The sequence below is a fragment of the Neobacillus sp. DY30 genome, assembly GCF_030123065.1.
Taxonomy (GTDB): Bacteria; Bacillota; Bacilli; order Bacillales; family Cytobacillaceae; genus Neobacillus.
The window spans coordinates 3,555,331-3,569,454 of sequence record NZ_CP126093.1 but is presented as its reverse complement, the minus strand read 5'-3'; the positions used below and the strand labels follow the sequence as shown (position 1 = coordinate 3,569,454).

At 38.0% G+C, this 14,124-nt stretch carries 6 protein-coding genes; 5 read left to right on the top strand and 1 reads right to left on the bottom strand.

Going from position 1 to position 14,124, the window contains the following annotated elements; translation table 11 throughout:
* The first annotated feature begins 248 nt into the window (after window positions 1-248).
* The 5 genes from QNH29_RS17305 (at window position 249) to QNH29_RS17285 (ending at window position 13,083) form a co-directional block, all read left to right on the top strand.
* Window positions 249-2,471, top strand: a complete 2,223-nt coding sequence (locus tag QNH29_RS17305) for a vWA domain-containing protein (protein WP_283860620.1) — start codon at window positions 249-251, stop codon at window positions 2,469-2,471.
* Between the two features lie 25 nt (window positions 2,472-2,496).
* Entirely contained in the window at window positions 2,497-5,856 is a 3,360-nt protein-coding gene (locus QNH29_RS17300) for a tubulin-like doman-containing protein (protein ID WP_283860619.1), read from the top strand.
* Window positions 5,857-5,880: 24 nt separating this feature from the next.
* Complete coding sequence (locus QNH29_RS17295; protein ID WP_283860618.1) at window positions 5,881-8,046, top strand: hypothetical protein; 2,166 nt, start codon at window positions 5,881-5,883, stop codon at window positions 8,044-8,046.
* Window positions 8,043-11,879 (top strand): hypothetical protein, encoded by a 3,837-nt coding sequence (locus QNH29_RS17290; protein WP_283860617.1) that lies wholly within the window; start codon window positions 8,043-8,045, stop codon window positions 11,877-11,879. Before QNH29_RS17295 ends, QNH29_RS17290 begins: the two co-directional genes overlap by 4 nt.
* 253 nt (window positions 11,880-12,132) lie before the next feature.
* A complete protein-coding gene (locus tag QNH29_RS17285) occupies window positions 12,133-13,083 on the top strand; it encodes a ribose-phosphate diphosphokinase (protein ID WP_283860616.1) in 951 nt (316 codons plus the stop codon).
* 58 nt (window positions 13,084-13,141) lie between these two features.
* Here the strand turns inward: QNH29_RS17285 and QNH29_RS17280 are convergent, their stop codons facing one another.
* Window positions 13,142-13,969 (bottom strand): formate/nitrite transporter family protein, encoded by an 828-nt coding sequence (locus QNH29_RS17280; protein ID WP_283860615.1) that lies wholly within the window; start codon window positions 13,967-13,969, stop codon window positions 13,142-13,144.
* Window positions 13,970-14,124 lie beyond the last annotated feature (155 nt).

Here is a 14,124-nt window from a genome sequence, read left to right as displayed (position 1 = left end):
CTAGTATGCTCGTACTCAAATAGCGACAAAAAATATTATTTTTCATGCCACTAACTTATAGCAAATTTAAACTCCCATTCTATTGATGGGAGTTTTCTTTTTAAGTAGGAATTCCTAATCGGTACAGGTTTTTTGCTAAACTTTTACAATTGGGTCATGCGTCATAAATGTTTTGAATAGGATAGGAGTAATTATTCAAACAGTGTTATTTTTACGGTGTTCGCTCGTTCGTGAAAGGAGTTCAAAGAATGATAGGTAAGTATAAACATCTTCTTATCATGCAAGTTCTGTTTATTTTTTCCTTTTGCATTTTAGCTTCCGCTGCGGAAGCTAAAAGTGATTCAAGTATTCCTAAAAATAAAATAGTTGCACTTGTATATGATGATTCAGGGAGTATGTGGCAACAGTCTGGAAATGTTCCGATTGATAATTGGAAATATGCGAATTACGCTCTCCAAAGCTTTGTTGCTCTTTTAGAAAAACAGGACCAGTTAAGGGTTGTTTCAATGAGCACACCAACCGAACCGGAGTCAATTGAACTAGATGAAAGACTTCGCCAGCACGGAATTGATCAAATCCGAGCCTGGACGGGGAAAAAAAGTACACCACTAGAATCTTTACATACAGCAATCAATGAATTGAAAAAAGCTGCCGATAGTAATAAAAATTCGGAATTCTGGTTAATCGTTCTAACAGATGGAATCTTTAATGAAATTAACCATCTCGAACAAAAACTGACAACTCAACAAATTGAAGATAACAAGAAGGCGCTGTTTACTAGTCTGAGAGAATTAATAGAGAAAATGGATCAAAATGGTGCTAGTTTTCACAGCACCTTGATTCCAATTGAATCCTATTTAAGTACGGAAGAGTTAGAAATTATGGCGGATTTTAAACGTCAATGGATAGAAAGTTCTGCAGGAAATGTGTTAGTGAGCAATGGTGAGCAAGACATTATCCAACGTATTAATGAGGTTGCAGCACTCATGACAAATCGAGATCCGAGCGAACAAAAGAGGTTTGATTTACATCCGGTTTGGGACGGGAATCAACTAGTATTAGAATCTCCTTTCCCGTTAAGGAGAATTACTCTCATTGAACAGTCGGCTGAAGAGAATGCCTCTTTCAAAGAATTTTATATGAACAACCAACGCATTGAACAAGGAATGGAGGGTCCATACAAGGTTATTACCCCGGATGACCCAGCAAACTTACATCCACCCATTCAAGGAACATTCACACATTTTAAAAACGTGAATGGTGACGGGGTTATCGAAAGAGGGACATACAAAATTGTTTTTGATAAGCCACTCTCGGAAGAACAACAAAGATCCATCCAAATACTAGCTGAACCGGCGATTGATTTTAGAGTTGATTATAAAAAAAACAATGATGTCGGAAAACTGACGAATGATCCTGCCGTTTTCTTTGCTGGTAGTAAGATGAGGCTTGAAGCCACTCTGTTGAAAAGTGAGAGTAATGATGAAGAAATCGATTTACGCGATATTGATGTGAAAAGTTTATTTGAAGTAGAAGCAAATATTGATGGAGTAAAGCTGCTTCTTAATTATGATTCTAAGGTTAATAAATTCATTGGGAATTTCACATTACCACAAAAGCAAGAAATTCCTGTAAACGTAAAAGTTAATATTAAAGGATTCTATCAAAAAGTAAAGGAATCAATTCTTCAAATTAACCCGATTCGAAAGTTAAGCCTTGTGGCCAGTAACGATACGTGGAGTACACCGTTAGATAAGTTAAACGAAGCGGAGCCCTTTGTGATTACTCCCATGGTGAATGGAGAGGAAATGAGTTCAGAAGAGCTAAAAAAAGTTTTTAAGCAACTCAAAATTGAAACTTCCAGCGATATAAAAATTGAAAAAGAACAAAAAGGGAATCAAATTCTCATCTACCCTAAGAGTTTATCGCCGATATTCCGAACATCGGTAGGTGATGTGCCCATTCATGTAACCCTTCCCGGTCCGTATCCAAATGAAATCGCTGAAGAGACGTTTACCCTCCGTATTGAAGATATCTCACTGGTTAAGAAATATGGCAAGGACGCTGTAAAAGCGTTAATATGGCTGGCTATCCTTGTGTATATCATTGGAATCATCATAAAACCAAGGTTTGACAAAAACCGGATTTCGATTGAATACAAGCAAAGCAGGAAACGTGAGAGGCTCCGAGACGCGCGCGGGATGACAGAAAACTTCCATACCAATTGGGTGTATCGATGGCTTGTTCCCTTTGCGGCGGAAAAAAAGACGATTGGTGATTTAACGTTTAAGGCAGATCGGAAAAAGGATCGTGTTTTACTCGTGAAAGAATCACAGGATCCGAACCTCATTGTGAGACATGAAAAGCTTGAGGGCAGAAGTAAAAAGGCAGATATAGCGATCTATCATAACGACGAGATTCAAATTGAGAGAAGTAACTATCATTCAGTGTATATATTTAAATCCCATTAAAAGTACTTTAAGAGGTGGTAACCAAATGAGCTTTAATGTTCCAACGATATTAATCGGTTTAGGCGGAATTGGGAGTAATATAGCCAATATGGTTTATGGAAATATTCCCCCTGAACAGCGGGGAAGAGTCGCGATTCATGCGTTTGATACAGATGCCAATAGTATTTCAAAATTAGAGCATCTAAGAAACAGCGCTACACAAACCAGCACAAGCCATTCTGTAAATGAATATCTTCAGGCGAATAAAGAAGTACTAAAATGGTTTCCTAATAATCCCCAGATCAAACGGAAAACGATGACGGATGGAGCCGGTCAGGTTCGGGCGGTATCAAGACTTGCTTTTCGGTCAGCGATGTCACAAGGAAAATTAAATGCCATGTGGGATGGAATTGAGCGAATTTTCCCTGTCGACAGCCATGCCCAATCGTATAATGTCCGAGTGATTATTATTAGTTCCTTAGTGGGAGGCACTGGTTCAGGAATTTTTCTTCAAATCGCTCTTTATCTGCGTGAAATGCTCGAGCGAAAGTTAAACTCGGAAAGTGTGCTCATTCGAGGTGTTTTTCTTCTACCAGATATTTTAGTTAGAAGTAATACGTTAGATCAAACGGAGTGGGAAGCGGTTCAAGGAAATGGCTACGCGAGCTTAAAAGAACTGAACGCTATTACACTAAGCGCTTCAGGTAATCATAAACAAAATGTCACGATTGAGCTCGAGTACCGACCGAATCAAATTGATTTAGAGGGCAGAACCGCACATGCGATTACCGATAAACATCTTCCCTACGATTTTTGCTTTCTGTTTGATTATGAAAATACAAAAGGGCAGCATTTGACCAATGTCTCAGAGTATATGGACCAGGTGGCACGATCCGTTTATCTGCAGCTCTTTAGCCCGATCTCAGCAAGAAGCTTCTCTCAGGAAGATAACCAAATAAGAAGTTTGGTCGAATCAAACGGCCAAGCACGGTACTGTGGTGCAGGTGTAGCTTCGTTAACGTATCCATATGAAGAGATTGTTGAATATTGTGCGCTAAATTGGTCTGTTAGTGGTTTAGATGACTCTTGGCTTCGGCTGGATCAGTTATTTAATGATGAAAAGAAGCGACATGACGATGACTTAAGAAATGGGATTCATCATGAAAAACCAAAGATAAGAGAGCTTTATGTTAAATACTTTGAGCAGATGGTGAATGACCAAGAAAAACCGAACCCTTTTTTCCGTCAACTTGATTTTCAAGTTCATGAAATGGAGGATAAGGGTAAAAAAGGAGCTTCAAAAGCTGATATTTTCTTGACTGAGATAGAGGAATATGCCAGAAAAGTGCTGAGAGATGATGTGGAATTAAAAGAGGATTATGAAGATCATTGTGTGCTAGATGGAGGAAAACTAAAGATAAAGGATCGAGCGAAACAAGAAATTAATCGAATGGAATCAGCCCTAGAAGACTATGCCAAAGAAATTAACAAGAAAATTAATGAGTATAGTCATTTCATTGTCTACCAAGTTATTGACTGTGATTATCATTCACCGGCTGGCGGTAATGGCAGCAGGTACCAGCTAAATACATGGATACTAAAAAAAGATACACCCATACATCCTGTTGGGGTGCGTTATCTACTCTACAGTATTCACAATAAACTTATAAAGAGAATAGCGCAATTAAAAGAGGAGAATCGTAGATTTAAAGAACAGATTGACCGCTACCAAGACATTTATGATTTAGATCGTAATGATGGTGACGTGGATGATGCGGTTCGCCGAGTGGATAAAGCGTTAAAACAAGGTTTCATTTCGAGTGTATTTCGAAATCAATTTAAAGATTTCATTGAAGAATATATGGAAAAGGCGACACATCAGCTGAGTACCCTTAATCGCTATAAATACTCCATGTTGTTAGAACTTGTTCTTTCCGCTCTTAATCAATCGATCAAGGAAATGATCGAGGATTGGCAAAGATTCTTTGATCATTTAATTGAAACAAGAGAAACCCTTCTAATGGAAATAAATCAATTAGCGAGGAAGTTTGATGGAGTGAGTGACCCGACGAAAAGATATGTTCTAGCAAACAAGGAAATGCTGGAGCAAACCTGGGAACGGATTCGCCAATCGGTTGATCATGGGTTCTTGCCAGATAGCATATCTCAGAAAATTTATCAAAGTCTTTATAACCGGTTTATTGAGCGGAAAAACAACCGCGGGGCTGAGGAGTTTTATAGAGAAACCAAAGTTGAAGTATTTTTTAGAGAGAATGTTTTAAACTTTTGCCGGAAGGAATTGGCGAGTAAGCAACATGATAAATTAGATTTAACGATTACCCAAGCAATCAGAATAGAGGCTGGACGATTGGGGATGGACCCAGATGATTATCTGTATAAAAGAATGAAGGCCATCGAAGAACTGGCACAGCCATATGTTCCGATTACAAATGATTATCGCAGTTTGAAATATTGGGGACTCCATCCGGAAAGTTTTAACCTGCTCTCGGAGCAGCTGCAAAATGAATTATTTAACGAAAAACAAATTGTCGATGATGCGTTTAAGCGCAATGAAATTGTTTGCTACCGTGCCCATTATGGATTATCAGTCAGTGACTTTACCAAATTTTCAGCAGGGAAAAATGGGAAACCGCCAGGTGTTTATTATGAGGCGTATCATCGTTTAGTGAGTAAACTCAATGAGGATGAAAATCGAACCATTACACCGCATTTGGACCGAAATTGGCATCTCCCTGCGTATATGCCTGACTTAAATCCGGAACGTGCAGAGCTTGAGACCAATCGAACGGATCGGGCGTTATTGCTCGGGGTCATCTATGGCTGGCTTCAGTTAGTCAACTCTGACGGAAAAAGAGTCTATCAATATAGTGGAAACCAAGGAACAAAATTATTACTGAAATTTGGAGAAAAGGTAGAAGAAGATACCCACTTACTTCATGAAGCACTGCCTCATAATCCTGTTATCTATGATGAAATTCTAGAAAGATTCCAAGAAACTCAAGAAACTCAAATCAGAAACAACCGAAACATAGATGAACATGATTTTATTAAAGGAGCCATAGAAATTTCGAGAGTAAGAAAAGCTGGAATTCGTAATATCTTAGATTTGGTGCTGGCTTATGACCAAGAGTTTATCTCCAATCCTTCCTTAACAGAGAGAGCAGACCGTCTGCGACAGTGTCTGTTAACCGAGATTTGTGAATACTTTAAAAAGGTAAAGAGGTCGGAGTCGGCAAAACGGGATGCTGCTAATTTGATTTACCAACTTTGGAAGGAATCTGAGGTCAGACAAAGAACACCACAGGATTCAGAAGAATATCACAAGTGGTTGAATGATATTAATAATAAACTTAACTCACTAAATCAAGAACGAGTTTTAGTATAGCTTTTGTAAAAGGAGTGATCAGTGATGCACTCGATTGTAATTCATTTTGGCAAAAAATATGAGGACTGGCATTTAGTCGAGCCATTCTTTTATAAATTGCAGAATAGTAACGAATTAACGTTTTACTGGGAGGAGGCCCCGGCCTCTAATCCTCTTTTTTTATCGTTAGTTGAACGAATGATTGAACATCTCGATCGTCATCGCATTAAGGATTGGCAGTTGATTATTCTATTGAACTTAGATGATGAGCTTAATAGACGGTTACGGCTTACAACGCATCTTTTGGAAATAAGAAGAGAGCTTCTTGACCCTTTAAAGGACAAGGGATTCTATCCAACTCAAAGCATTGTCCAATTAGTTGACATGATCAAGAGAACTTCTAATTATGTACCAATAGAGGAAGGCTTAAAACGCTATTGGGAACTTGACCATTATGGCTATCTGCTGAAAAGTAATAAGTGGCCAATTGTGGGTAATGCCTTCTGTGAGGAGGAAATTAATCAACTCGATGAAGAATGGGGGGAACCCATTCAACTTCAAGATATTATCTTAGACCAGCCTGGTACAGAGTTCATGGAGGCTTTAGAGATGAGATGTGAGCGGGTTACCACCTGCTTAGCTAAAAAGATTGATAGAAAAAAAGATCTTTTGTTGTTACGTCGAGAAAAGATGAGTCATGATGAATGGATGACCAAGGACCAGCTAGATATTGTTATGGAGGATTTTGAGAAAAAGATTAAGCAAATATGCACCCTTCCACTAACTCCTTCCTTAACGCATTTTACGCCTTCAAGGGAGCTTTCAAGCAGTTTGAAGTTTCATATGGGTATCCAAAGTGAAATCGGTGATATTCGCTTGATTCGTCAGGAAATCGTGCAAAGTTCTCACCGTGAGCGAATGAAAGGTTATTTGGAACTGACCTATTTTCTCCTAACAATCAGCCATCACCCGAAACTAATTGAACGGCTGGATAAGGGAAGTACCAGTGTGATACAGATTTCATTAAAAAATGAGGGGCTGGAAACATTACTTAATCATTATTTTATCAGTTTGCTAATAGCAAAAAGGCAATTAGAGGATCAACTATTGCTGCAAAACCAGTATCATACCAATCGATTCCGAGAAGATGATTTTTCCCCTTATACGGCATCAAGCATTGAAAGGAGAAGAGATGTTCAACAACCATTGCCAAAGGGTTCGAAAATTACTTATCAATTCTTTGATCAATGGCAGGATCAGCTTTATAAAGCGGAAACCATTCTCATTGATCGCGAAAATGAACTGCTAAAAAAATCCAGAGAAGCGATAAAAAAATTGAATGTGTTAAAAAGAAGAAATGATTTTCTGGAAGAGGAAGAAGCGATTGAGATTAATGACTATAAGCAGGACATCCTTCAACAAATCGGAGTGGTGCAAAGAGAAGTCATCGATTCAGCCCCTGGAATATCAGAAGCTCTTTCTAAATGGAAAAGTTTTGTGACACATGCGAAAAATCAAATGCACTTTCTTCTCCAGTTACTGCCAAATCAGCGGCAGTACCTGATGATGAGTATGTTGATTTTTATGATTCTTATCATTCCTTTTTTGCAAATGTTGGGGTCTAATGACGCAGCTGAGGTACCAGCCTATGTTTACGGTATTTGTTTTGTTATCACGCTTTTTGTAACGTATTGCGGGTATTTTTTTACCAAACGAAACTCCTATTATCACATTTGGAAGTTTCAAGAAAAAACCTATGAATATACCGAGAATATTTATCAAATGCAAGTCGAAGCCCAGCACAAATATAATGACTATTTAAACCATCTATTCAAACTTTTTTCATTACGAAAATATCTCGAAAAATTATCGCAGCTCGGAGAAGAGAAGAAGGTACAGAATCTGCGCTACCGCTACCACCTTATCAAATTAGACGAATTTGTTCAGATGACGAATCGATTGCTTCATATCCTCCAGATGAATAATGAACCATTTCCTTCTACACACGAGATTCGAGTACCAGGAATCAAATTTGAAAAGAGTGTCATCGAAAATCCTATTTATTCCCCATTTCAACAGCTAGGGGTACAGGTGGTAAACGGACATAGGATTGAAGTGTATCTCGGCAGTGCCATCGAACAATATCCATCAACCTATTTTCATGAACTTGACCAAATCCGAATCCAAGAAGATAAGGTGTATAAACTATGAACGTATACCTTGAACTATTATTAAGTTTTGTCGTCTTTGGTATTAGCATTACTCTTCTCTATACGGCCAACTTTACTCAGGAACAGCGCTATAAACAACTTGTCTTTCCGCTAGTGGCATTATTTATTTGTTTATCTTGGCTGTTTCTTGATAAATGGGTTACGGGTATTTACGAAGAGTTTCTTACGGAAAGAATGCCTTCTCTATTGTCAAATATCCAACTGTTGATAAATATAACGATTTTGTTCACAGTATTGAGTGTAAAATGGTGTTGGAAAATCGCCGGAAGTTTGCCTTATAATACTCTTGAAAATAAGCGCTTATTGAAACCCATGGTGAAACTAGTAAAAAAGATGGGTTCAATTTTTTATCCTACAGAACTCGTGGACCGATCGAAAACAAAGCTAATCGAGCAAGGGGCCGTTTCGTTCGTTTATGTTAAAAACCGGGGAAAAATCTATTTGAAAAAGGAGTGGACCTATCTGTCTGTCTTTTTCAAGTTAGCAGCTATATTCCCTCTGCTTCTTCTGGTGCTTCTTATTATAGCCAATATATACGAACTTTCGATTATTACGTACATGCCTGCTTATCCTGTTATCTCCTTTGTTCTTTTAATGGAAATTGCGTGGTTTTTAAATGGTACAAAGTTTCCTTATAGTGAAGGTGTTATTACTGGTGATAATGCCATCTCTAGAAGACTAACAACCTATGAGGAATTATTTGAGCAATACAAGGAATTATGGGAAGACCGCTTGCTGGCTGCTGGGATTGTAAGGGAAAGTGAGCATTTTCATCATCGAAAAAACCATTTCGCCTATGAGAATCTCTCGCAAGACCCTGAACATCAGTTGATTATTCAATCTATTTGCGAAGATTTAAAAAAGAAGAATATCATCATCGATGAAAGCTATACAACGATGATGTCAGAGATCATACAAGAACATGATGTGATTATAGAAGATATCAATTACAACGATTTCTCTTTCTATTTTTTTCCGGCGTTGTATCATTTGTTAGCTAAAAATAAAAAGATACTGATCATTGCTCACAGTCAAGGTGCGGCAGCAGAAGCCGCAGCATGGTTGTCAAATGGAATTAGAGAAGTGTCCGGAGTGGACCAGTTATGGAGAATTAGCACCTATATAGATGCGCTCGAACAAAATATAAATTCAGATGTACTAATTGTTTCGCCAGATATGTTGAAAGAGAAACGATTTTTGCATTACATGCGTCAGTTAGAAAATACAAAACTGTTGGAAGGTATATTTTTGTTACAAGCAGAAAAGCTGATACCAAACTATTCTGCCATCATCCATACTTTTAACCAAAATGTTAGGGAGCTGCTTGGAAAAAAGCCACAATATATCATTATAACAGAATGGTATGAAGGATTAGAACATACGGTCCGATCACTTTTGCAATGTGAGCCTAGAGATATCGCTGCTTCATTCAGCACCAGTAAAAACCTATACTATATGGTTTGGAAAAATGAAGGTGAAAAATGGTTTCAACATAAGATCCTGCCAAAAATTTCGCATCGTCAATTAGAAGCGGAAGTAGTCTTATCCTTGCCAGCTTTAATGGCAAATATTGAACCAATTCACTTCGTCAACCAGCAAAACACCCATGTAAATGAAAGCATTCAAGAAATCATGGATATGAAGAAGGCGTTATTTGATTTTGGTTTTGATTTAGAAACATTGGATCAAATGGCAAAAATGGTTCAGGTCCAGGGCAGTAACCTTACCATGCCGAATGATGATTTCACACTTCTACTCATACGAGATGATCAGCACAATTTAGTGAGGCATTTAAATTTGTGGAAAGGAACCGGCAAAGCAGCTTCCTTCCTTCACATCGTCAGCCCTCCTTATTTACTCCGAGATTACTTAGCAGATCAGTTGGATTTCTATATGAGTAACAATCGATCCATTGCTCCTTTAGCTCCACGCTTAACTCAATCACTTTGGAGCATTGCTTATAGTTTATTAGAGCGATTATGCCATTTTTATATCATGGAAGAGGAAATAGAGAGCTATTTAAGTAGAGCAAAAATTTATTCTTACCGCTCGATTGTCGAAGGTGTTCATGAGTTGTTCTCGACCGCTTTTGGCCCTAAATTAGCATACCGTTACAGTATTGAATCAGAGGAATTTGTAACCTTTGATCGATCCAAAAAGGATTTTGTGAAGAAAACACGATATAAGATTCCATATACAGCTAAAGAAAAGATAGTACCACAAAGGTTCCGTTTCATTCAGATTAAGCATAACGAAAAGTGTCTTACTGAGATTTTTGAAGGTCACCTCTATCAACAATACCTGCCTGGTCAATACCATTCATTTAAGGGTGAACTTTATAAAATCGATAAAGTAGATGTCGAGCGTGGAATAGTGGAGGTCACCTTTGAACACATAATTGGGCAAAAATATTACCGTCCTATTATGGAATATAGAGTAAGTAAGATGTCAGAAGAACGCAATTTTAAATGGAAAACTATTTCAATTGAACAATTTGATGTCTCTATTAGAGCCATGCAGGCCGATTTAAGGATAAACACAAGCGGCTATGCAGAATTAAGTCAAATGCAGAATCTGAAATTGATGAAGGTTCATTCCTATCATCAAGAAGAACAAATAACAAGGCATTATGAAAACGGTCATATTTTATGCCTTGAGATTCGTTCCAATGAGGGGCATTTTGAAAATACTGCAAAAATTAAATTTACGCTATCTCTCTTATTGAATGAGTTGTTTGTAACCTTATTTCCGGATTCACACCATTTAGTGAAGGTGTGTGCTAAGTTGGATGAAGCATTCTTTAACTTGAAAGATTCACAGTCTAAACATTTACAATTGATTACAACGTCTCTACAAATAGATGATGGTGCTAAAGAGGAAGAAGGGCAGATTACGCTATACATGATTGAGGATTCTCCTGTCCATCTGGGTATGTTAGAAGTGATAGGTGATCATTGGGATAAAATCTTTGATATTTTAAATGACTACTTGTTTTGGTTAGTAAATGAAAGTAACGGGAAGAGTGACTATCTAAACTTTGGATACGACCAGTATCCTGCTGAACTTGCCTTAAACGAAACGTTAGCGCTATTAGATAAGTTGTTAACGAAGAAGAAACTAAGGGAAGTTCGAACAAAATATCTTGGACGTATGGGTGATGGAGAAATCGTAAACATCAGCACAAGTGAAATGCAATGTGTGTTTTGTGGAAGAAATGTTACGGCAGCAAATATCCATCAACTCAATGATGGCAGACAACGATGCTTAACTTGTAATGAATCTGCAATCGACCATGTCATGGCAGTAGAGCCGCTTTATCGAGAAGTTCGTCAATTTTTTAAAGATGTATATTTAGTAAACTTACCTGAAGATATAGTGTTATCCGTGATAAGTACAGCGGAAATTCATAAAATGAGCGGTTTACCTTTCATTCCTGAAGCGGGGAATCCTCGTTTAACCGGTAAGGCCAGCATGGATAGTGATGGCATACTCAGTGTATTAGTTGAAAACGGGTCACCGAGAATTAATACTCTTTCTACCTTAGCGCATGAATTAACCCATATTTGGCAATTTGAGAATTTACAAGTGGACCAACTGCAACTCGAAGAACTTGAGGGATTTGCCTCATGGGTAGAGGTCCACATGATGACCCAAATCGGAGAAGTGGCATACGCGAACATGCTCAAAGAACAACTTGAAAACCGACAAGACCCTTATGGCAGGGGTTACCGACTTATAGTAGAAAAATTATCAATACTCCCATACAATGCTACTCCATTTGACTTGTATGTACCTGATGAGGCTGGCATGTAACTAGATAGAAATAGCTTAGTGTAAAGAGTTCACACTAAGCTATTTTTTTAAAATTGACGGATTATTGGTCGTTTATATGAAATATAAATGTGGCAGCTAACTAGGATTTGTCCTTTTAAATGAATATTTTGGTAAACTAGCGATAAGTTCTGGGGTTCTTAGATGAAATATTTTTCTAATGACTTCATTTCATGTAAAATAAGTAAATGAGGCGTTAAGGAATTGTAAAAAACAAGAGCATGGGGGACATAAAGTGTCGTATCAATTGAAAAAAGGGATTAAATTGTTTGCACTAAATTCAAATCAAAGTTTGGCAAAGGAAATAGCTAAGCATTTAGGTTGTGAGGTTGGGAGGAGCTCGGTCAATCAATTTAGTGACGGAGAGATTCAGGTGAATATAGAAGAAAGTGTGCGCGGCTCCGATGTTTATGTCGTTCAATCCACTTCACACCCGAATAATGACCATATTATGGAGCTGCTCATTATGATTGATGCGTTAAAAAGGGCATCAGCAAAAATGATTAATGTAGTTATTCCCTATTACAGCTATGCACGTCAGGATCGAAAAGCAAGATCACGCGAGCCAATAACTGCCAAATTAATTGCGAATCTACTTGAGAAGTCAGGTGCTACCAGGATACTAACGATGGATTTTCATTCACCGCAGGTACAGGGCTTTTTTGATATTCCTGTAGATCATTTAATTGGAATGCCAATTTTATCAGAGTACTTTGAGAGAAAGGGACTTGAGGATGTGGTTGTCGTTGCACCACATAACGGTGCTGTAGGAAGAGCGAGGAAAATGGCTAAATACTTAAATGCCCCAATTGCCCTCATTGATCGACGCCGACCTGAACCGAATGTTTCTGAAGTTTTGGAGATCATAGGAAATGTTGAAGGGAAAAATGCGATTATTGTTGATGACTTAATTAATACTGCAGCTACCCAGACTTTTGCAGCCAAAGCATTAGTAGAGCATGGAGCAAAGACAGTTTATGCTTGCTGTACACATGCTGTTCTCTCACAATCTGCTGTTGAAAAAATTGAATCATCAGCGATTGAAGAATTAGTAATCACGAACACGATTGAGCAGACTGAAGAAAAGAGAATAAATAAAATTACGATGCTATCTGTGGCCCCATTACTAGCTGAGGCTATTGACCGCATTCATAATGAAAGAGCAGTAAGTCCATTGTTTGAATAGCTAAACAAGCAAGAGCCGTGTTGATTACGGCTCTTTTACTAATTCAAAATCCAAATGATTATAGTCCAATTTTTTTATCTAATAGTCCAGAATTTTTAGCCCCTTCAATGACAGTGTATTCTTTCTTTTTGTAAGCAAACCAATACGCCATTCCGATAAAAAGTCCTCCGCCGACTGCATTACCTAAGAAAACAGGAATAAAGTTACCTAAATAATCCATCCATGTGAAGTGTCCAGCAAATATCGCTGCAGGTATAACAAACATGTTGGCAACCACATGTTGGAATCCAATCGCAACAAAAGCCATGGTCGGGAACCAAATTCCTGCAATTTTACCAATCATGTCCTCGCTGCCATACGATAACCACACAGCTGCTGCCACAAGCCAGTTACACCCTATACCAGAGACAAATGCTTGAAGAAACGAAGCATTTATTTTATGTTCAGCAATATGAATGGTACTCTCTAAGTATGTGCCTGTTTCTGTTAACCCAACGATATGTCCGAAGAAAAAAGCAACGAAAATAGCACCAAGAAAATTGCTTATTGTGATGAGCATCCAGTTAAGGAAAACTTGTTTTGTGTTTATTTTACTTGCAAATTTAGCTAAGGGAACGACCATCATATTTCCCGTTAGAAGTTCTCCGCCAGCTATTAAGGTTAGAATCAGTCCAATTGGAAAGACAGAGGCACCTAAAATCGCGCTTAGTCCGGATAAACCCTCGGATAACGGAGCAGTAACGCGGATATATAGCAGGAATCCTAACGAAATAAATGCACCTGCCTGAAACCCTAAGAGTATTGTTGTTATGAATGGGTAACTTGTCTTTTTAATTCCGTTTTTAATTGATAATTCTAATATTTGCTCGGGTTTAAGTAATGACATGATTATATTTCCTTCTTTCTAACTGCTTTAATTGTGAAGAACATCACATTTTGATTCGCCTTTATTTTAACGCAATACAGCATAAGATGCTGTGAACATTTCATTAACTTTATAAATAATGGAAGTCTTGTCTACACCTTTCTGACCGTGGTGCG

Excerpts from the sequence above, each read along its gene's own strand:
- QNH29_RS17305 (WP_283860620.1), top strand. The coding sequence starts at position 249 with ATGATAGGTAAGTATAAACATCTTCTTATCATGCAAGTTCTGTTTATT.
- QNH29_RS17300 (WP_283860619.1), top strand. The coding sequence starts at position 2,497 with ATGAGCTTTAATGTTCCAACGATATTAATCGGTTTAGGCGGAATTGGG.
- QNH29_RS17295 (WP_283860618.1), top strand. The coding sequence starts at position 5,881 with ATGCACTCGATTGTAATTCATTTTGGCAAAAAATATGAGGACTGGCAT.
- QNH29_RS17290 (WP_283860617.1), top strand. The coding sequence starts at position 8,043 with ATGAACGTATACCTTGAACTATTATTAAGTTTTGTCGTCTTTGGTATT.
- QNH29_RS17280 (WP_283860615.1), bottom strand. The coding sequence starts at position 13,969 with ATGTCATTACTTAAACCCGAGCAAATATTAGAATTATCAATTAAAAAC.